This is a genomic window from Nitrosomonas ureae, assembly GCF_900206265.1.
Classification (GTDB): domain Bacteria; phylum Pseudomonadota; class Gammaproteobacteria; order Burkholderiales; family Nitrosomonadaceae; genus Nitrosomonas; species Nitrosomonas ureae_C.
This window is the reverse complement of sequence record NZ_LT907782.1, coordinates 326,576-346,465: the sequence shown is the minus strand read 5'-3', so window position 1 is coordinate 346,465 and position 19,890 is coordinate 326,576. Positions and strand designations below refer to the sequence as shown.

Annotated in this window: 17 protein-coding genes and 1 pseudogene; 3 read left to right on the top strand and 15 right to left on the bottom strand. The window is 45.5% G+C overall.

The window, feature by feature from the left end:
• Positions 1-174: 174 nt before the first annotated feature.
• The 8 genes and pseudogenes from CPG39_RS01485 to CPG39_RS01450 all read right to left on the bottom strand — a co-directional run bounded on the left by CPG39_RS01485 (position 175) and on the right by CPG39_RS01450 (position 8,251).
• Positions 175-1,413 (bottom strand): lipase family protein, encoded by a 1,239-nt coding sequence (locus CPG39_RS01485; RefSeq protein ID WP_096291715.1) that lies wholly within the window; start codon positions 1,411-1,413, stop codon positions 175-177.
• A gap of 86 nt (positions 1,414-1,499) precedes the next feature.
• On the bottom strand, positions 1,500-2,405 hold the full coding sequence (locus CPG39_RS01480) for an FAD:protein FMN transferase (RefSeq protein ID WP_096291714.1): 906 nt from the start codon (positions 2,403-2,405) through the stop codon (positions 1,500-1,502).
• Between the two features lie 50 nt (positions 2,406-2,455).
• Positions 2,456-5,037: pseudogene (locus CPG39_RS01475) on the bottom strand (DUF3570 domain-containing protein).
• A gap of 175 nt (positions 5,038-5,212) precedes the next feature.
• Positions 5,213-5,386: a DUF4266 domain-containing protein gene (locus CPG39_RS01470; RefSeq protein WP_231990353.1), complete on the bottom strand. Its 174-nt coding sequence runs from the start codon at positions 5,384-5,386 to the stop codon at positions 5,213-5,215.
• Between the two features lie 99 nt (positions 5,387-5,485).
• Positions 5,486-5,986, bottom strand: coding sequence for a TlpA family protein disulfide reductase (locus tag CPG39_RS01465; protein WP_096291712.1), 501 nt, complete (start codon positions 5,984-5,986; stop codon positions 5,486-5,488).
• Between the two features lie 52 nt (positions 5,987-6,038).
• The gene (locus tag CPG39_RS01460; RefSeq protein WP_096291711.1) at positions 6,039-6,485 is read right to left on the bottom strand and encodes a hypothetical protein; all 447 of its coding nucleotides are present in this window, start codon (positions 6,483-6,485) and stop codon (positions 6,039-6,041) included.
• A gap of 107 nt (positions 6,486-6,592) precedes the next feature.
• Positions 6,593-7,330 carry a hypothetical protein gene (locus CPG39_RS01455; RefSeq protein WP_096291710.1) on the bottom strand — a complete coding sequence of 246 codons (738 nt, stop codon included), beginning with the start codon at positions 7,328-7,330 and terminating at the stop codon, positions 6,593-6,595.
• Between the two features lie 507 nt (positions 7,331-7,837).
• The gene (locus CPG39_RS01450) at positions 7,838-8,251 is read right to left on the bottom strand and encodes a hypothetical protein (RefSeq protein ID WP_231990352.1); all 414 of its coding nucleotides are present in this window, start codon (positions 8,249-8,251) and stop codon (positions 7,838-7,840) included.
• A 317-nt stretch (positions 8,252-8,568) separates the two neighbouring features.
• On the opposite strand from CPG39_RS01450, the gene CPG39_RS01445 reads away from it, so the two are divergent.
• Positions 8,569-10,230, top strand: coding sequence for an alginate export family protein (locus CPG39_RS01445; RefSeq protein WP_096291708.1), 1,662 nt, complete (start codon positions 8,569-8,571; stop codon positions 10,228-10,230).
• 33 nt (positions 10,231-10,263) lie between these two features.
• Here CPG39_RS01445 and CPG39_RS01440 read toward each other — a convergent pair whose 3' ends face one another.
• The 7 genes from CPG39_RS01440 to queD all read right to left on the bottom strand — a co-directional run bounded on the left by CPG39_RS01440 (position 10,264) and on the right by queD (position 16,962).
• Positions 10,264-10,551 carry a hypothetical protein gene (locus CPG39_RS01440; protein WP_096291707.1) on the bottom strand — a complete coding sequence of 96 codons (288 nt, stop codon included), beginning with the start codon at positions 10,549-10,551 and terminating at the stop codon, positions 10,264-10,266.
• Between the two features lie 68 nt (positions 10,552-10,619).
• Positions 10,620-13,067 carry a fatty acid cis/trans isomerase gene (locus CPG39_RS01435; protein ID WP_231990351.1) on the bottom strand — a complete coding sequence of 816 codons (2,448 nt, stop codon included), beginning with the start codon at positions 13,065-13,067 and terminating at the stop codon, positions 10,620-10,622.
• Positions 13,068-13,159: 92 nt separating this feature from the next.
• Positions 13,160-14,275, bottom strand: a complete 1,116-nt coding sequence (gene ald / locus CPG39_RS01430; protein ID WP_096291706.1) for an alanine dehydrogenase — start codon at positions 14,273-14,275, stop codon at positions 13,160-13,162.
• A gap of 21 nt (positions 14,276-14,296) precedes the next feature.
• Positions 14,297-15,037 (bottom strand): SDR family oxidoreductase, encoded by a 741-nt coding sequence (locus CPG39_RS01425; RefSeq protein WP_096291705.1) that lies wholly within the window; start codon positions 15,035-15,037, stop codon positions 14,297-14,299.
• A 37-nt stretch (positions 15,038-15,074) separates the two neighbouring features.
• Positions 15,075-15,725, bottom strand: a complete 651-nt coding sequence (locus CPG39_RS01420) for an ankyrin repeat domain-containing protein (protein ID WP_096291704.1) — start codon at positions 15,723-15,725, stop codon at positions 15,075-15,077.
• Positions 15,709-16,491, bottom strand: coding sequence for a TatD family hydrolase (locus CPG39_RS01415; RefSeq protein WP_096291703.1), 783 nt, complete (start codon positions 16,489-16,491; stop codon positions 15,709-15,711). The genes CPG39_RS01420 and CPG39_RS01415 overlap by 17 nt, the downstream gene beginning before the upstream one ends.
• A gap of 21 nt (positions 16,492-16,512) precedes the next feature.
• Entirely contained in the window at positions 16,513-16,962 is a 450-nt protein-coding gene (queD, locus tag CPG39_RS01410) for a 6-carboxytetrahydropterin synthase QueD (protein ID WP_013647439.1), read from the bottom strand.
• A gap of 41 nt (positions 16,963-17,003) precedes the next feature.
• Here queD and CPG39_RS01405 point away from each other — a divergent pair, with 41 nt between their 5' ends.
• Together CPG39_RS01405 and CPG39_RS01400 are read left to right on the top strand one after the other, a co-directional pair.
• The gene (locus CPG39_RS01405) at positions 17,004-17,864 is read left to right on the top strand and encodes a radical SAM protein (RefSeq protein WP_096291702.1); all 861 of its coding nucleotides are present in this window, start codon (positions 17,004-17,006) and stop codon (positions 17,862-17,864) included.
• Positions 17,865-18,222: 358 nt separating this feature from the next.
• Positions 18,223-19,836, top strand: a complete 1,614-nt coding sequence (locus tag CPG39_RS01400) for an alginate export family protein (protein ID WP_419866138.1) — start codon at positions 18,223-18,225, stop codon at positions 19,834-19,836.
• Positions 19,837-19,890 lie beyond the last annotated feature (54 nt).

The window sequence follows — 19,890 nt, the reverse complement described above, 5'->3', positions numbered from 1 at the left end:
TGATTCATGACATCGTTATCAGACAAGGAATCAAGCAATAAATTGCAACTATCCGGCTGACTTATATCCAATTATGCTATTGAGTACCCTATCATTGTGCGAAATCAATTGTGTATTTCCAACACATTCGCCGTTCCCAAGGGAAATGATTTCAATGCTTGAAGTAATCGTTCGTTACCACCCTTCTTGATAAATAGCCATGAGCTTGGTCGCATTATCGGTGAGCCTGGCAATACTATGGCGGCCAAACCTCAAGTCTTCCAGATCCACATTGCGAGTAGGTAAAATCTCTCGCAACTCAAAATTAAATTGAATCAAGGGTGTGACATGATGCGAATCCAAATATATCTTTCCTGTTTCATCGGTATTGGAGACCGGGTCATGGACATCGGCAATCACATGAATTAATTCTTGCAATTGTTCATTGCTCAATGAAACAGTATAAGTGTCAAAAAAGTGATCCGGAACGGGAGAGGAATTGAATGCAAATGTTTTCAATCCCAGAGCAGCACCAATCGCTTGCGCTAACCCACCGCCTAATGAATGTCCCACTACTGTGATTTTTACACCGGGATTCCGCTTGACCACATCCTGAGCAAATCTAAAGGCATCTTTAAACTGATCACTCACCGTCCCCGTACCTATGGCGATATCCGCTATGGCATCCCGTGCGGTATCTTCCAGTTCCTTAAATGAGCATGGAAAATCGCACGTTTCCGTGCCACGGAATACCAGTGCCAATTCGCCCGTATCACGATCTATAAAAACGCCTGCATCCATCCCCGAACTTGTCCCAGTGGATTCAATCAGCTCCCAGGAACCAATCGTTACGTTATCAAAATCGTATATGGCGTCAGCGAGTTGCGCATAAGGAATGGACTGTGCCAGCAAATCGACCGCACGCCGTTCTTCAGGAAACAACATACCATAGGGTTTCCAAGTGACATTGGGCACATAATCGGGATTGTTGTACACCGCGACCGAATTCAGTTCGAACACGGAAACGGCATCCACTGTCGCATCATCGGCATCGGTCACCCAGCTCAAGCTCACCGTATAACGCTCCGTCCCATAACGCTTGGGAAAATCAACCTTAGGCAAAGTCAGCACGCCTGTGAGAAAAGAAAACGTTGGGCTATGCGCTTCGGAAGCATCGTCGAACTCTGCGCTCAGCAATAAAAACCGGTTCGGATTATCCACCCCCAACCACTGTAACGATGCTTTATATATCTGATCACCAAATGAATCGCTCACGATAATTTTTTGCAAACACACCAAACCACTGGACTCAATCAACGTAACGGGTGCCGTCAAATCAACGCATTCTTCCGGTTGTGCTTTGACAGTAGATACACAAAAAAACAGCGTTGCAACGCTGGTCAGGATGGCTAAATTAAAATACCCTAGTGTCATAAAATGGCTCATTAATGAATGTAATTAAACTCTAGCAGTTTAATCATTTTTCAGAAAATAGGTAGAGCCAAATCATATATTTCTGCTTACGCCATCAATGACCCTCCGGATTCCCCATTCACATTTACCCACAGGTGTGGCAAACCCAAAGTATTGAGCCATTCGGCTCCATCCTCTCCTTTCAACATGCCAATAGTCGACGCACTGCCGGCAACCACGCAGAATTCACCCAATACGCTGACTGCCGCCATATAATGCACTGGCCAGCCGGTTTTTGGATTGAGCACATGACCATATCGAATACCATTCAGTGTGATGCACCGTTCATAATCCCCGCTGCTAGCCAATGCGCCGGAATGCAGTAAAAGTGTTTGCAGTATACCCTCCGGATTACGCGGATGGCGGATGGCAATACGCCAAGGACTGGTGTCCGGATGCGCTCCGATGACTCTGATATCCCCTCCAAGATTAATCAGTCCATGATGTATGCCGGCATCCCAGCATAATGAAGCAGCACGATCAACAGCGTATTCCTTGACCACCCCGCCGAAATCAATTTCCATATCCGGAGCCATAAACTTCAGAACCGGGCGCTGCCAACTGATTTTATGCCAGCCTATTTTATTTAGAAGCAATTGAATCACTTCCGGATCAGGTATATTTCCAGACTTAAAATTCCAGGCGCGCCGCAAAATCCCGGAAGTGATGTCAAACAAGCCATCGCTTTGCTGATAACAAGTGTTGGCATAATCAAGCAATCCGGCAGTTTCATCATCGACACCAATGTGACCGCCCTGCTTTGCAATGCGGTTTATATCGGATAGAAAGCTGTCAGTGCGGTATCGAGAGTATTTTGCTTCCAGGCGATATACATCATCTATAACTAATTTGGCGGCGTACTTGACCTTTTTTTCATGACGGGCGTAAAGCTGGATCGAGCAAGGCGAGCCCATTGCACTGAAATCATAGTGATAATACTTTAATTGCGTCATCACATATCAAACGACCATCCGGTAAATTATTATTTAATGACTCAATCCGTTTAAAACTGATAACTCCAGGTTGCTGATAACATTCCCTGCCGATCAAGCTGAAATCCATTGAAATCGCTCCTGACGGGTTGTAACCACTCAACTCCGAACCGGTTTCCGGCAAAGCGACCGTCTGGAATCCGCGCATTGACACCAAACCCCAGATCAAAAAATTGTCCGCCGTAATTGGATGGAAAATCCATTGGGCCGATACGCGCATTGAATTGGTTAAAATCCCGATGTATCGCATCTTGCCATGTGTAAGCACCTCGTACTGTGGCAGTCAACCAATGTATCAAGTCGTAGCCGCCCCAGGTTGTCGCCTGAAACTGGTCACCCAAGCGATAGCCGGATTTATTTTGTGCTTCCAGACGCTTGATACCGCTGAATTGCGTACCCCACGACCAACGGTTATGGTCACCCGCATAAGTCAGGCTCGGGGTAAAATCCCAGGTGCCACTCCCCAATTGCATGCCGAAATGGATCAATCCACCATCAATCTTAGCGATGCGGCGAAGTTCGATATCCACTTTTCCAGTCGGTGCGCTGAATCCAAGATTCACGTGTACACGATGACCGGGAATATCCAGCAATTTTATCAGTGATGAAAAATAAGTATCTCCCACTGCGCCGGTCTCATGCCCGGCCGCACCGGTATGTTCATGTACGCCCGGTTTAGGGGACGGAGCCCCGTCCAGCCTGCGCAAATTCATATCCATATCCATAAATGTCGGCATTAACATGACGTTGAACCACTGCGTCGGGGCATACATGAGATCAACCATATGCATGCGCATATCCATGAATGTCGGCACAAACCGGCAAGATTCGCTGTTGCAACCCTGGTCGACAATAGTTTGATCATTCACCTTGTGCGTACCCTGCATCATATTTCCACCGGTCCAATTGTACATAAATCGATAGCCTGCCATGAAATCTCCGGATTTATCGAGCATATGACCAAACATAACCCCTGCGGGAGGTTGGGCGTGATGATGCGGCGACGCATGCGCATGCGATGTGGAAGACCCACCGGAACCAACCATGGGCAGGGAAGTGGCCGGTTCAATATCAAACTTTATCGCTGCATTTGCCACATAATAATCAAAATCGGCAAAACTGTTGTTCCCACCACTGCCAACCTGCATCGAGCTCGCGCGGGTATAGTATTCAAAACCGGCTTCCAGCGCGACGCCTTTGCCGAGCATTTTATTTAATATCACACCACCGCTTAATGCGCCAAATCCCGCCAGACGATGATCGCTGGAGAAATGATCGGGTAATTTTCCGGAATCATATGCAACCATTTTAGGCGCAGCACCAACCGAGAGGTCGACCGGATTGCCATTTTGATCAACCAGATCAAATTGAGTCTCGCCAAAATATTGACGTGCAGGATTATTTTGATCAATCCAGACTTTCCGCCCTAAATTATCCACAGCTTGCTTATTGAAGGCTTGTTGAGAAAATAAATAAGGTTGGTAAAAACTGGCAGAATCTTGCGAGTAGTAACGAATCCGCGGTGTCAGCGTCCACCCACTGCTGCCAATCGGTTGCACCCAGCTGGCATCAAACGTATGCGTATTGACCCCCCAATCGTCAACCGATAACCGGTAACCCACATGCATCGCGGCATTAAACGGATTGATATATTGAATGTATTTGGCATTCAGAGCAACCTGATTACGTCTATCGGGACGTTGCTCGATCAATGCACGTACATCACCCGTAATTGAATTGTTGTTCAAGTTAGCCGGATCAATAAAAATGATCGAAGTAGCCTTATAGGGATTTTCCAGGAAGCCGGAACTGTGCGTATAACTAATATTGGCATCGATCAATGCGTTCTTGTTAAGTACCTGGGTTAAACCAATATTCGTTACCCAATCTTGCCGGTCGCCTCGCAGAATCTCCGAACCGCTGCGCCTGACAATCTGCGACTCATACGCAGTTTTGGTGATATAGGGCGATGAATCATGATCGAGAATGGCGCCAATCTTGCTGGATGTATAACCCCCTCCCCATTTAACACTGGTGAGTTTCTGATTAAAATCCAACCGCCCGCCAATAGAACCAAAACTTGATTGATAATCCCTTTCCCGGGAGAATCCCCCCCCACATTGATTGCTGCCTCATTCCATTCATGACTCAATCCAAAATTAGCCTGGCGGCGTGTTTCCGGAGAAGCTGACGACATTACCAATACTGATCGGGTATCCACATCGCCCGTTAATTGCTTGGTGATGGGATCGCGTCCGATAGGATTCAAATCCTGGTCTAAAAGTATATTGCTGTTGAGAATGGGCGAAGCACCAACCACTGTCCCATTAACTGTATAGGGACGATTACCCCCATCGGTGGCCAATGGCGTAATAGTGACCGGCGTTGCACCGGACCACGTGTCTTGGGTATATCCAAACGTAAATTTGGTGCGGTCGCTGAGCGAAAAAATCCCGCTACCGTGCAAAACATCAGCGGAAATGGGTTTTAAATTATTGGGTGCGCCAAATAGATTGCGCTCGCCTTCCTGATAACGGCTGTATTGAAAATTGACCCGATCTTTTCCTGTTGCATGCTCCGGCGATAATAACAAGCCGGGCAAAACCAATGCTGCGGAAGTCAATGCCTGGAGTGTATTTCTTGATTTTGCTGATGGAACTAACTCCGTGGTGCTGATGAATGACCGATATCCGCGCTGACGCTGAGGCTTCTTACTGTTTCGATGCAAATTGTGTTACCTCAATGGCCATTCCGGAAAGAACTTAGCTTTAATAGCAGCCACACCCCCCGCCACCGGAAGAGGATTTATGACTGGGCGCTGCTTCCCGGCTGCTATAGTTGTGGGATTGGAGTTCGCTTTGCAAAGGATGGGGATCTATTTCCATCTGCATTTTTGCCAGATTGCCACGCTCCCAAGGCGCCACGCTCTTGCAGCCTGACAAAACAGCACACACTGCAAGAATTAAATAGTGCGCAATTATAACGCGATTATTTCGTCTGATCATTGGAGTTGGAAATACGCAAATCTTGAGGCCAAGGATCTACTCTTTCAGTAATTGTGTAATCAGCGCACGTAATTCTTCTGACTCACCCGAACGAAATCCTTGATGAACATGGCGAATGTTTCCATTGCGATCGATCAAATACGATGTTGGCATCGCCATCAGCTCAAATACCTGGGCGCATTGTTTACTGGGATCCGCAACAATCGAAAAATCAACCGGGTTTTTGGCAAGAAATGCTTGCGCATCGGTAACTTTTTCATCCAAGTTGATACCGACCACATGCAAACCTTCATCCTTCAAATCCTGCTCCAATTGATTCAGAAACGGGAAAGATTTTATGCATGGCGGACACCACGACGCCCAAAAATCCATGTAGACCACTTTACCTTTCAATTCCTGCAGATCATAGGTGGGTTCACCATCCAGTGTAGTCAAGTGACAAGAAGACGATGCCCGCTCCAGATGCTCCGCGAAAGACGGACTTGCAAACAGGAATAGCAATGCAACAGCAAAGCAAAAGAATTTAATTTTTTTCATAGCTAATACCTCAATGATCCTATAACACTATGATACGAAGAAATAAAAACTATTATTGGAATTGATTAACCTTGATATCCGTGTTCGTATGCTCATTATTAATGGACATACAATGATATGACACAATAAAAGAGCGCGGACCCGGACCGGTTTTATTCACCAGCAAAAGATATACGCCACCACCGCCCGCTATACTCACTTCGGGACTAGAAACGCCATCGCCGGAAACCGGATCGGTCGTGCTGATTGCGTTGATCCCTTTAATCATCTGCAAATTTACGAATAAATTAGCTTGTGGCAACGAAGTATCCTGAACACTGGCAACCAAACGGTGAGTATCCAAGGAACAAGTAACTTGCGCATAGCCGGTAAAACTGGCGATATTACCCTCAGGATCCATAGTGGCCCCGGCATCATGTGCATGACTGACACCTGCAACCCCAAGCGCAGTTAAAGTAAAAATAATGGTTAATGCTTTTTGGAAAAATAGTTGTGCCATGATCATACCTCATCGATAGCTTTCATACTTAATTACCACCTTTAATGTTCCAATCGCGGACGTTTTTACACGCCTGCGATCGCCTTGCCTATAGAGTATGGTGCAAATTATTGCGGCCAAACTTGACTGCCATTAAAAATAATTGGCATATCCCGATTGATTTGCGCTGCTGATGGCTTAACTTCAACAACCTGACCTGTTCCTCCACAAGACTCCGGCAAAGGATTAGTTTCGCTCCGTGTAATAGTCAATGAAGCTGCACCATCTTCCGGGCGATCATAAGGTGTGCCCAATCCCGCCAGGGTCCACCGATTAACTGTTTCATCACTAAATCCATCAACCGGTGTAATTTCACAAATATCGACGATCGATACATGGAATTTCACGCTGGCTGCGCAAGAGGTTGGTTCGATAATCGCTGCGCTGGTTCTAAAAGGAATAAAACCTGCCATATCATGCGGTAAGGAATCGCCACCGCCGGCCCAGAAACCGGAAACATTGCCATTGGCATCCACTTTTTCACCCTGAAAGGTAAAGACAGCTTTGCTAAATATTTTCTGATTCAAGTTTCCCCAGTTTTGGATAAAATCGGTCAACGCACCGGTATGCGGCTGACCATCAACGGTGATGGTCGAATCCACGCCATCAGGGAACACTACGCTGGTACCGATGACATTGATTTCCCCACAACCATGTCCGACGACAACATTATTCGATGCTCTGACACCTTCAGCGATAGACGGTACTTCAAGCACAGTATGCGCGAATACATTTTGCCCGATGACTGATATTGCCGCAGCAATCACTGAGCCTGCTACAAATTTAATTTTATTATGGCTTGCCATTCCAATTCCTCTTTTCGTTAGTTCAGATGAATCTGATACTCTGTTTTTTCTGATTTTTGCAACCCAATGCAATCTTTGTCTTAAGCTTCTAGAATCTTGAAACCACAGTTTCACATTGTACTTACCGCATTCAATGTATTCTCATTTACTCTATCCGCTGACTGGATTATCCAACCCCCGATCATGAATTACAATGCGACAAATTGTCGCACCTTGCAATCAAGATTCTCGAAAGATCAATTTGTATCAGGCTTTTGTTTAAATTTTGGAGTAGTGCGACATTTTGTCACATTGATTTTACAGACATCGCAAACTAATATTGACAACAGATCGTGTTCGATCAGCCATGTTTGCGAAGTATATTGAACTGGAATAGGCAGGTTGAATTTTTTGCTATTCGTTCAGAAGTATATGATTTGATTTACTTGCGGTATCCCTCCCTTAACCTCCGGTTTATACCGGAGGTTATTTTTGATCATTTTTCAAGTGCTGATATTGAATTATCATTTATTCCTTTTTAATAATAACCACCTCTTCAATCACATCACTCTCATCGTACTGCACCTGAAAAGCCATATCGTTACCACTAAAGGTGATTTCAGTCGGCGTACCAACCAACTCCCAAAGACCCAGCGTTGCAACATTGGCGGCACCATGTAGAAATGCCCTTCCAGCTTTGGCTCCGGTACTATATCCTTGCACGAACTTAAAAATTTCAAACCGCTTGCCGTTTTTATATTCACTAATGACGGGAGCGCCAAATTCCGATATTAACTGAGTTCTGGTAACACCTTCCTGTAATAAATCGATGTCTTTTTTTTCTGGTTGTTTAGCCGCCATAAAAACAGAGCATCCCGAAATCGCCATTACCCCAACAAGCTTTGGTATAGCAATTAATAGTTTTCTTTTTAGTGCTGCCACATTTATCGCTAATAGAATCATAAATTTTTATATTGCCTCACAAGTGAATTATCACACTAAAATGCCGCTATCGAAATATGACACCCAATGATCATAATATAAATCTTACATATATATTTTTGTTATAAAAAAATGAACAAATAATATTTCTCTTCATATCAGAAAATTGCTATCTTTCGCCCCTGTCAATTTTATGGCTATGCGATAAACCTCGACTCACTCTGTTAAATAGTCAATTGAGCATCGTTTAATTTATTAAAAAACAAAAATTTTAGTGATCGTACCGCATTACAAGGTAATTCATGCAGGAGAATAAAGTGAAATTTATTTGGTTTTTTTTACACATCGTCGCATTAAGTGCATTTATCGAACCTATTCAGGCGGCTTCAAGCAATCCGCCATCGATTGAAGATGAAATGGATAAATCAAGTGTTGTGCGGATTGCTCAAACAGGTACCATAGATTTAAAAACAGCTGCCGATAAATCGGTCGATCACTCAAAGTCATTGCCTGCCATTGTGCCGGAATCAAAGCCGGATGCAAACAAACAACTAGCCAGTTATTATCGGCGATCGGATGGTTATGCGACCAATCCGGAATCGGATCCGCCGCGTTATGTACGCCGCTTAAGCGATATCGGTATCCCTGCGCTTAGTGATTTAACCTGGCTGGATGTCGGTCTGGAACATCGCACGCGTTATGAATGGCGCAATAATGATATTCGACGCATTGAAGGTGGTGAAGATAATCCGATATTTCTGAGACATCGAGCATGGATAGGCATTAGAGATATTTTGGATCCATTCCGGTTTGCGGTAGAGTTTCAGGATTCAAGAGTGGTTAACAACAAACATGCCATCACTGATCAGGAAAGAAACGAGTATGATCTACTGAATGCCTACGGTGAATTATATTTCAAAAAAGGACTCGGGATCGATGATCGGAATCAGGATCGACCCATCCGCTTTCGCGTAGGCCGGATGGCCTATGAAACAACCGATAGGCGTTTTATCGCGCGCAATGAATGGCGCAATACCACCAATACATTCGAAGGCTTTCGCTTAAATCTGGGACGCGATGTCAATGACTGGGAACTTGATCTGTTTGGCCTGCAACCTGTCAGGCGCCTGCAAACAAAATTTGATGTGGCGAATGATCATTTATGGTTTTTTGGTGCTATCGGCCATTGGCGCAAATGGTCTGACATCGTCACCCTGCAACCGTATTATATGGGCCAGAAGCAAACGGCTGACCCCAATGGCTTTACCGCCACCAATCAGTTAGATCGGGAAATCCACATGCCGGGATTCCGTGCATACGGCAAGGCAGGGAATTTCTTTGATTTTGATGTCAGTTATAACCATCAACTCGGATATAGCGGTCCTCTGAGACAAGATGCACAAGGGTATACTGTTGAAGTGGGACAGACTTTTGAACATCCATGGAAACCCCGTCTGACGGGTTTTTATGGTTATGCCAGCGGCGATCGAGATCCCAATGATGGCGTCGATAATCGCTTCGATCGCTTTTTTGGATTTGCGCGACCTTGGTCGGCCGACCACTATGTTGTTTATGAAAACCTCAAGGCTCCCAAAATCCGCTTTGATCTTCAACCGATGCAAAAAATAGGATTTGAACTTACCTATGCTTGGTATTTTCTAGCCAGCAAACGGGATCGCATGTTCGATATTCTGGACGGCAACATCAGCAATACCATTAAGGATCCCGGGTTTAATCGCGATCGAACCGGGCAAAGCGGGGATTATGCCGGTCATTCACTGGAGGGACGCATCCGTTATCAAGTAACCCCCAAAATCAACGCTGTTCTGGGATACACTCACTTCACCGCGGAAGATTTCGTGAAAAACCGCATTGCGGCAAGCCCGTCCTGTGCAAGCGGTAACATACACCCCTGTGTTGATCATCGCTCGGGCAATACCGATTTCCTGTATTTCGAAGTATTGATCAGCTTGCTATAAACCATCCCCGAAATCTTTCAGATCCAGGCATTCCTACGTTAAGTCATAAATCAATTTATCCGAAAATTCGCTACGTGCGATCATTTCAAGGTATTTTTTAGCCCTTTCACCCACTCCTGCACCATGTTCCAAATAAGACTGCGCAGCCAGTTTAGGTGAATAATTACTGACAATATAACCTTGATCTTTAATTTCTGCCAAAGAAAGTGGAGTTACCGCCAATTTGCCTTTACCTAATTTAATAACGAGCAACTTCTTCCCGCTTGAAGCGACAATTAACGCTGTATTTCGATGTTGATTGATAATAACAGTAGGTTGCATGGCAATAAAAAGCTTTAAAGTAATCCGTAGCTACGAATCAGGTTCATCAAATTCAATTATCAATAATGTTAAAAATTTTCATAACGGTTGATATCGAATATACCCGCTATCAAGGGTTGTCGCTCGCTCTGCCAAGCGGTAAAGTCATGTAGGATTTCCCAAAACTGCGGATGCGTACGTCGTATCCCCCAAGTTTCTACAATATATTCGAAATGCTCCATTTTCTCCGCATTACCAAGCAATGTGACAAATTCCCCGATTTGAGCGACAGGCACATCAAAGATATAATTAGGATAGCTTCCGGTGATACCCGGATATATGGTAAGTTGATCTTTCTCAGGCTGATACCGTGATTCCTCCCCCAGAATAAAAGCAACATTGCTATGCGCGCGATCTCGCAGCAACGTATATACAGTGCGCTCATTTTTCTCATTCGTGACGCGTATAAATGTCACTTCCGGCAATTGCTTGATGCCACTCAGCCCGGCTGCAGGCCGTGCTGCAAGAGTGGATAAAGCTGCATCTGCGTTTTGCACCCATCGCGGTTCACTCGATCGGCTGCAATTTGCGTTCTGGCAACGATTCAGCGGATCGGATGACATAGCATTAACAGATTGAAAACGAGCAAGAATTCTATGTGCCAATTCTTGCTTCGGATTTTTTGTGGTAAAGATTTCCGCTGAGGGTGATTCATCGTCAATCTTCTCATAAACAATTCCGAACTTCAGCTTACCTAAATCCTGATACCAATTATGCAAAATGGCTTCACGTTGACCAGCCGGCATCAAGCGCATGAAGTTATGTTCCGAACCATTACGTATCAGATCAAAATACAATCGGGTCAATAGTTGATGCGCAACGTTACCGAATACATCGAAATTGACCACGAGCTCATAGTAAGTTCGCTCAAGCAATGGATAGTCCATTAACCATAGGGTCTGCGGAATACCCCCAACAAGCCCCCCAACCACCGAAGCGCTATTGTGATGACGGAAAATGGTCAACAAAGCATTCTTATTTTTCCCAGCACCATCCCAGACATGCGCGAGCGAAGCGCCTTGCGGTTGTTGCGATACATACCGATTCTGCCGCAACGCTTGATAATCATTATGTCGTTTAAGATAATGCAGCCAGTTTTCGCCCATTGCGAGCAGATCATCGTTTTGCCCTGGCATTGCCAGCAAAGGAATAGCTTCGCGTTGATAAGCGGCATCGGTTACAAAAAGATCGGACTCCGGATCCTGAAACAATGTCCAGAAATGGTCCCGTATCACATCGGTAGCAATCTGTCCGCGACAAACCGGACCATGAATGAAAGTACGCACGAAATATTCCGCATCATCCAACATAAACTGATAACGGGCGTAAGCCGGGATATCAGCGAACGTCACAAACGGATTGGCACGCTCTGCATAACTGTAACCCGGCAAGTTTCTGATCTGCCAGGGCTTATTAAAAAAAAGCGCATTGATTCGTTGTTGTTTTTCCTGATGCAGCGGATAAGGAATACGCCGCTTGTGCACGATGCTGCCAGTAATCGGGCGCAAGCGATAAAAAAACGGCCCCATGGGGTCGTCATTCGGATTGACGGTGACAATCGGTTCGATATCCGTGCCAGATGGTGTCGATGAGCGCAATATCTCAAAGAAACGAGGCTCTCCCTTCAATTCAGGAAAGTACAGAGATGCCACAAACAGATGTTCGAACAACCAGCGTGCTACAAGCTTATGGCGATTTTCATTCCGGTTGAAAAACGTCTCCCATTCTTTAATTACCTTTTTCTCATCACTTGTAAGAGTGATAGGTTCATCCGGAATCACCGCTCCTTGCCCGACCCATCCAGCCAAAAGGGAATATTCCTGGTCACTAAGACCGGTTACTGCAAATGGCATCCCACTGAGCGGGTATTCATGCGCATAATCTGCAAATTTTTCACTAGAGACACACTGATTTTTCCGGTTAATACCCAATTCGATAGAATCCGGTAATTTACTGTTCTCTGGAAAAGGAAACTGCTTTGCCAGAGAAATCATGCCGGATATTAACGCTTCCGACTGTTTATTCTCAGCGTGCAGCACCGAATAGAAACCACGCTCCCGCCAACCGGAAATGGTCTGTTCATCGAGACCCAATCGAGTGGGTTGCATCGCCTCGGTCCGTGCGCCGCCGTAGATCGATTCACGGAAAGCGCCGCGCGCTAACCCTTCCGCACCTTCCAAATTAAGCTGGCACGGCGCATCGTAACAACTGTGACATGTCAAGCACTTTTTCTCAAGAATCGGGCGGATTTCTTCAGCATAGGAAACCGGATTCTCGGCAGGCGCGGGTAAAGCAATCGGAATCGGTGCAGGCGCAATGCTGGGAAATAGAGTGTTATTAATTTGACATGCAGACAATAAAAAAAACAAACTTACAAAATACATGCATGGACGAAACATCCGCATGAATAAACCCCATATGATGAATTGATCGAAGAAACCCTGATTTGTCGTTTGTTTAAAGGAATCGTTAATCATGCTTCTGACAATTCCAGAAAATCACCTCTGACACAACTTCATGAACTTAATAACGTTATGGAAATTCAGTAATGGACCTCAAATCATACAACTTAATCCAGTACAGCTGTCGCAGGCGTATATTCCAATTTCAGATCGCGCGCCACAGCTTCATGCGTCAATCGACCTTGACAAACATTCAGGCCGTTGCGCAAATGCGCATCTTCTATTAGCGCCTTGCGGTGGCCTTTATTGGCAAGCGTCACCACAAACGGCAAGGTTGCATTATTCAATGCGAAAGTGGAAGTCCTGGCAACCGCTCCCGGCATGTTGGAAACACAATAGTGCACCACGCCATCGACAGTAAAAATGGGATTGGCTAGCGTAGTAGGTTTGGAAGTTTCAAAACAACCCCCTTGATCAATCGCAACATCGACCAAAACAGCACCGCGATTCATGCGTGTAACCATTTCATGCGTTACCAGCTTGGGTGCCGCCCCCCCCGGCAGTAACACGGCACCGATAACCAGATCGGCGCTTGAAACATGCTCTTCCAGTGCATCCACGGTTGAAAAGACGGTATTGATTCTGGAACCATACTGGAAATCCAGCTGTTGCAGGCGATGAATCGATTTATCCAGCACTGTAACATGCGCCTCCACACCCATGGCAATACGTGCGGCATTGGTGCCAACCACTCCTCCACCAATGACTACGACGCGCGCAGCAGGAACACCGGATACGCCCCCAAGCAACATACCGCGACCACCCTGATCCAGCTCCAGCGCATGCGCACCCGCCTGAATCGCCATGCGTCCGGCTACTTCACTCATCGGTGCCAGCAGGGGCAAACCGCCGAAGCGATCGGTAACGGTTTCGTAAGCAATGGCGATACAACCGGAATCTATCAATCCTTGAGTTTGTACCGGATCAGCTGCAAGGTGCAGATAAGTGAATAGTACTTGACCTTGACGCAGCAGCGGGATCTCATTAGGTTGCGGTTCCTTAACCTTGACAATCAAATCCGCTTTGGCATAAATCTCCTGCGGCGTTTCCACGATCTCCGCACCTGCATTCTGATACTTGCCATCGTCCAAATCAATTTGTATTCCGGCATTCTTTTGCACCATGACCTGATGACCATGCGCAACCAGCTCGCGCACTGCAGTTGGTGTCAGCCCCACACGGGATTCATGAATTTTAATTTCCTTAGGTACGCCGATACGCATTTGATTTTCCGATCCTCTTTACTAAATGATTCCACCATTGACACCAATATTTTGCCCTGTAACCCAGCGTGCTTCATCACTCGCTAGAAACAACACCACTTGGGCAATATCATCGGTTGCGCCGATTCGCCCCAGTGCAGCCATTTCAGACATACGCGCTATGTCTGCTGCAGTTTTTCCCGTGCGAAATAACTCCGTATCGACGGGACCGGGTGAAACGATATTGGCAGTAATGCCACGCTTTCCCGCTTCACGGGCAAAAATACGCGTCAACTGTTCCACAGCAGCTTTGGTCGCGGCATATGCACCGTATTTAGGTAACATCAAGCGCGTCACGGTGCTGGAGATAGTGACAATGCGGCCATGATCCGCCAGTTTAGTGGCTGCTTCACGCAAGGTATAAAAAACGCTCTTGAAATTGATATCGACGATGCGTTCGAATTCTTCGTTGCGGATTTCAGAAATTTCCTTAAACAACAGAATTCCAGCGTTATTGATAAGAATATCGATTTGATTAAACTGTTCAGCGGTTACAGTGAAAAGTTTTTGTACCGCAACCGGATCACTGACATCGGCCTGCACTGCAATGCATTCGCCGCCTGCCTTGACAATAGCCGCACAAACTTTATCTGCCGCCATTTCGTTTTCTACATAATTGACGACAACTTTTGCCCCCGCACTGGCTAGTGTAAGTGCAATTTCCGCTCCAATTCCCCGGGCGGAGCCTGTAACAACCGCAACTTTTCCATGTAAGGATTGCATCACAAATTTTTACCAGGAACTAGTGCTTACAACCGGTTTACTTGGATTTTCCATAGTTTTTAAGGAATTTCACAATACTCTGATGATTTTGTTTTTCAGCCCAAGCCAAGGCATTGTCGCCATGTTCATTTTCAACCGTCAAATCTGCACCATTCTCAAGTAACAAGGCAACCGTATCCAAATGATTCTCTCTGGCCGCCATCATCAACGCTGTCGTCCCATTGTCGGTTGCCGAATTAATATCGGCGCCGCCACTCAATAACAATCGGATAATCTGCGAGTGCCCGCCGGATGCGGCGTAGATTATAGGGTTCCATCCGTCATGATTGATTTCTGCACCCTTGATATAGAGCTGTTTTACCAACTCGGTTTGGCCATGATAGCTAGCCAACATAATGGCTGTTTCACCATAACCGTTCCGAATATCCAGTTTTGCACCTGCTTCAATCAATATCTGCGCGAGCTTCAAATTTTTATTTTTTGCAGCAATCATCAATGGCGTGTAGCCTTCATTATCAGGAACATCAGGGTTAGCGCCTTTGTTAAGCAATTTAGAGACTTCGAATAAGTTGTCCTTTTCTATGGCCCAGATTAAATCTTCCTGAATACCGGCGGAAACAGTCAATGGCCCACTGAGAAATGTGATTATGAATGCAGCCAGAATATGCAATTTAAGTAGGTAGGCCATTTCTATGGATTTTAAATAAGTTGAAAAAATTATTTGTGGTAGCAATAGCAATGTCATTTAACTCCGCTGCGCGTAAACGCGCGATTTCTTCCGCGACATGCCGCACAAACGCAGGCTGATTCTGTTTGCCGCGAAATGGCACTGGAGCGAGATAAGGCGAATCGGTTTCAATCAGCATTCTATCCAATTGAATACTCTTGGCAACTTCTTTTAATGCAATCGCGTTTTTAAATGTCACGATACCTGAAAATGAAATGTAAAAATTCATTGCCATCGCCTGCTCGGCAACTTCCCGGGTTTCGGTAAAGCAATGCATCACACCTCCTACCTGGCTAGCGCCCTCCTCCCGCATAATGCGCAAAGTATCTGCGGCAGCGGAACGCGTATGAATGATCAAAGGCTTGTTTACTTCCAATGCGGCGCGAATATGCTGGCGAAAACGCTCCCGCTGCCATTCCATATCGCCTTGCAGGCGAAAATAATCCAAACCGGTTTCACCGATGGCAATGACTTTGGGATGATGGGCCAGCTTTGCCAATTCATGCGCGGACGGTTCAATCTCATGTTCGTAATCAGGATGTACGCCTGCTGAGGCAAACAGATTGTGATGCGCTTCCGCCAACGCAAGTACCCGTGGAAAATCACGCAAATTGACACTGACGCATAACGCATGCGTAACCTGGTTCTCCTGCATATTAACTAATAATTGATCAAGATCTTTGGCAAGATCGGGGAAATCCAGGTGACAATGTGAATCTATAAACATGACAGTAAAATAAGTTAAAAGTTACCGTGCTCCGCGCACTGCATCAGCCCAACAATTGGGCGTTTCAAACAAGCGCACCTGTTCTAATTGCAGATGGTTGCCATAGCTATCTTGATAAGCATCATCCAAAATGTTAAAAGCGATCAATGCCAGATTCTCTGCGGTAGGCTGAACATCCAGCACAACCGTTTTATGATCTTCAATGGATTGCAAGAATTGCAAAACTTTCTTATCCCCGGAATAAACCAGGAATGCATGATCCCAGTAATCCACCAAAGTAGATTTGGCAATTTGCTTCACTGCGGCAAAATCCATGACCATGCCTTGCTGTGCTACGCCTTCGTCAGCGATAATGTTACCCGACAAGGTAATTTCAATACAATAGCGATGTCCGTGTAAATGTCGGCATTGGCTGTTATGTGTTGAAATGCGATGGCCTGCGTCAAATTCCAACTTGCGTGTGATTAACATAGATACAATTTTACTAGTGCTAAATAAACGAGATTGTAACATTGCAACCAAAACCTAACTTATTGAATACCATTAATCACAGTCGCGATAGTGCCGGACTCACCTATGTTTATCCGGTGATATCGCGTCGTGCGGGCGGAGTTTCAATCGGAATTAATCTGAATCCTAATAATGCCTGCAACTGGCGCTGCATATATTGCCAGGTGCCGGAACTTAAGCGTGGCTCAGCTCCGCGCATTGATCTGAGCAGATTGGAAGCCGAGTTGCAATCATTCTTGCGCGATTTGATTCATGGCGATTTCATGCACAAGCAAGTACCCCCGGAAGCCAGAAAAATCCACGATATCGCTTTATCCGGCAACGGTGAACCCACCAGTGCAAAAGAATTTGATCAAGTTATCGAGTTGATTGGTCGCGTCAAGAAAGACTTTGCATTACCGGCAGATTTGAAAATCGTATTAATCACCAACGGTAGCCTAATTTATCGGCCTACTGTACAAGCGGGCCTGAAACAGATGGCTGAATTAAATGGCGAAGTCTGGTTCAAATTCGATCGCGCATTGGCAACAGCGAGACAATACATCAACAATACATCGATCAGTCTGAGGAAAATTAATGATCATCTGCGGATAGCCACTTCATTGTGCCCCACGTGGTTACAAACCTGTGTTTTTCAGATAAATGCCCTGCCTCCTGCCGAAGAGGAAATAGTCGCTTATTTGAATTTCTTGCAACAACTGATTAATCATAAAATTCCGCTCAAAGGCGTTTTATTGTATGGCATAGCGCGACCCTCCCTGCAACCTGAAGCAGTTCAGCTATCAACAGTGGATGAATCCTGGCTGAAAGATTACGCAAAAAGAATTGAAGCCCTGGGGATAGCAGTAAAAATTAATCCATAAAATCATCTTTCGAATTTTCTGCTGTAACGCTATCTTGATTTTAATGTAGCCAATTTACAACAGAATGAAGTTCCTTGATATTAATCAATACTTACATTTTATATCACTGATATTAATGCAAAACACGCGTAAGTATCCGATCAAAATCTATAAAGAAATTATATCCGGACTTTAAGAAAAGAGCTTATCGCTTATAATGGCAACCCAAATTGTTCAAAAAGTACTCTGCCAGCAACAATTTTTGCCTCTGTAACACCATATTCACCCCAATAACAGGAGTTTTGTAATGAGTTCATCGCGCATGTCTTCTTTTTCAGCAGAGCCCTCCGCTGGGTTAAGAATACATTGGATAAAAAAAATGCAACACAGATTATTCAATATTATCGGCTTTAGTATTACTGCTGCTATGTGCTTGGTTTCTCAAGCCTATGCCACAAACCCGGCGCCCGCAAGCACCAGTTCGCCTCCCCTCGCAGCAGCGCAACCTGCTCCAGGTCAATTCGATATGTCGAAGGTACCCCCGGTCAGTCCGGCATCACGCCCCGGCTTATTTATGTTACCTCCTGCAGGCCCTGGCTATTTTTCCCTATGGGATTTAATTACCGGCAATAAGCGTGAAAAACCGCCCGTTGCACCCTATGCACCGTTTGCGCTCTTAACCACGCCGGCCTATGACATAGACTTTCGTTATCTGGACAATCCGGAGCATGAAAAAGACCTGTTTGATCCGGTTAAGAGAATTCATTTAGCCAGTGATTGGTTGCTATCTTTTGGCGGAAGCTTCTGGTATCGCTACACTCATGAAACCGACAGCCGCTTGAATGCGGAAGGTACCAATAACGATTTCCATCTGTTACGTACACGTTTTCATGCAGATTTATGGTATCGCGACCGGGTGCGCTTATTTGCAGAACTGATTGACGCGCGTGCTTTTGGTTCTGAACTGCCTCCACTGGTAACTGACAGGAATCATGCCGATATTTTAAATATGTTTGCCGACATCAAGCTGGCCACCGTTAATAATGGTCCGGCATATATTCGTGTCGGCCGGCAAGAGCTTATGTACGGCTCACAAAGGCTGATTTCCACGTTGGATTGGGTTAATACGCGCAGAACATTCCAGGGTGTGAAAGCTTTCTGGCGTACGGCAGAATGGGATCTGGATGCATTCTGGATGCGCCCGATGGTTATTGAGAAAGGCAATGTCGATAATTGGGATACGCAGCAAAACTTTTTTGGCTTGTGGGCTACGAATAAGCCAAAACCCGGCCACTTAATCGATCTTTACTTTCTAAGCTTAATCAATGATCGTAATCTTGCAGCTACTAATATACTCGCAGGAAACATTCTACAAGGTAATGCGGATACGCATACGATCGGTGGCCGCGTAGCTGGAAATTTTGACAATTTCTTGTACGAACTGGAAGGAATGTATCAGTTCGGTCAGCGCTCCAATCTCGATATTTCCGCTTTTGCGGTAGCGACCGGCCTTGGTTATCGTTTACCGCTACCGATGAATCCGCAAGGCTGGATACGTTATGATTTTGCATCCGGCGATAGCAACTCTAAAGATGGCAGAAGTAACACATTCAATCAGTTGTTTCCGTTCGGCCATTACTATCTGGGTTTCCTGGATCGCATCGGACGCCAAAATATGCACGACATCAACGCTCAATTTACTATGCAACCGATGCCATGGATAACATTCATCACGCAATACCACCGCTTCTATTTGGCTAATAACCGCGATTATTTATACAACGCTGCCGGTCTGGCAACACTACAGGATGTCACAGGTCAGTCAGGCAGTCATATCGGAGATGAACTTGATTTCCGCCTAAATCTCCATATAAATCGCCACCAGGATGTATTAGTAGGCTATTCAAAAATGTGGCGCGGTGAATTCCTGGACAAACAAAGACCGGGAATTTCCCCTGATCTTTTCTACGTTCAATATAATATTCGTTTCTAATTTCTTATCAGGACCTAACGATAACGTCAGTGGGATTTAGCTGCCGTTATCGTT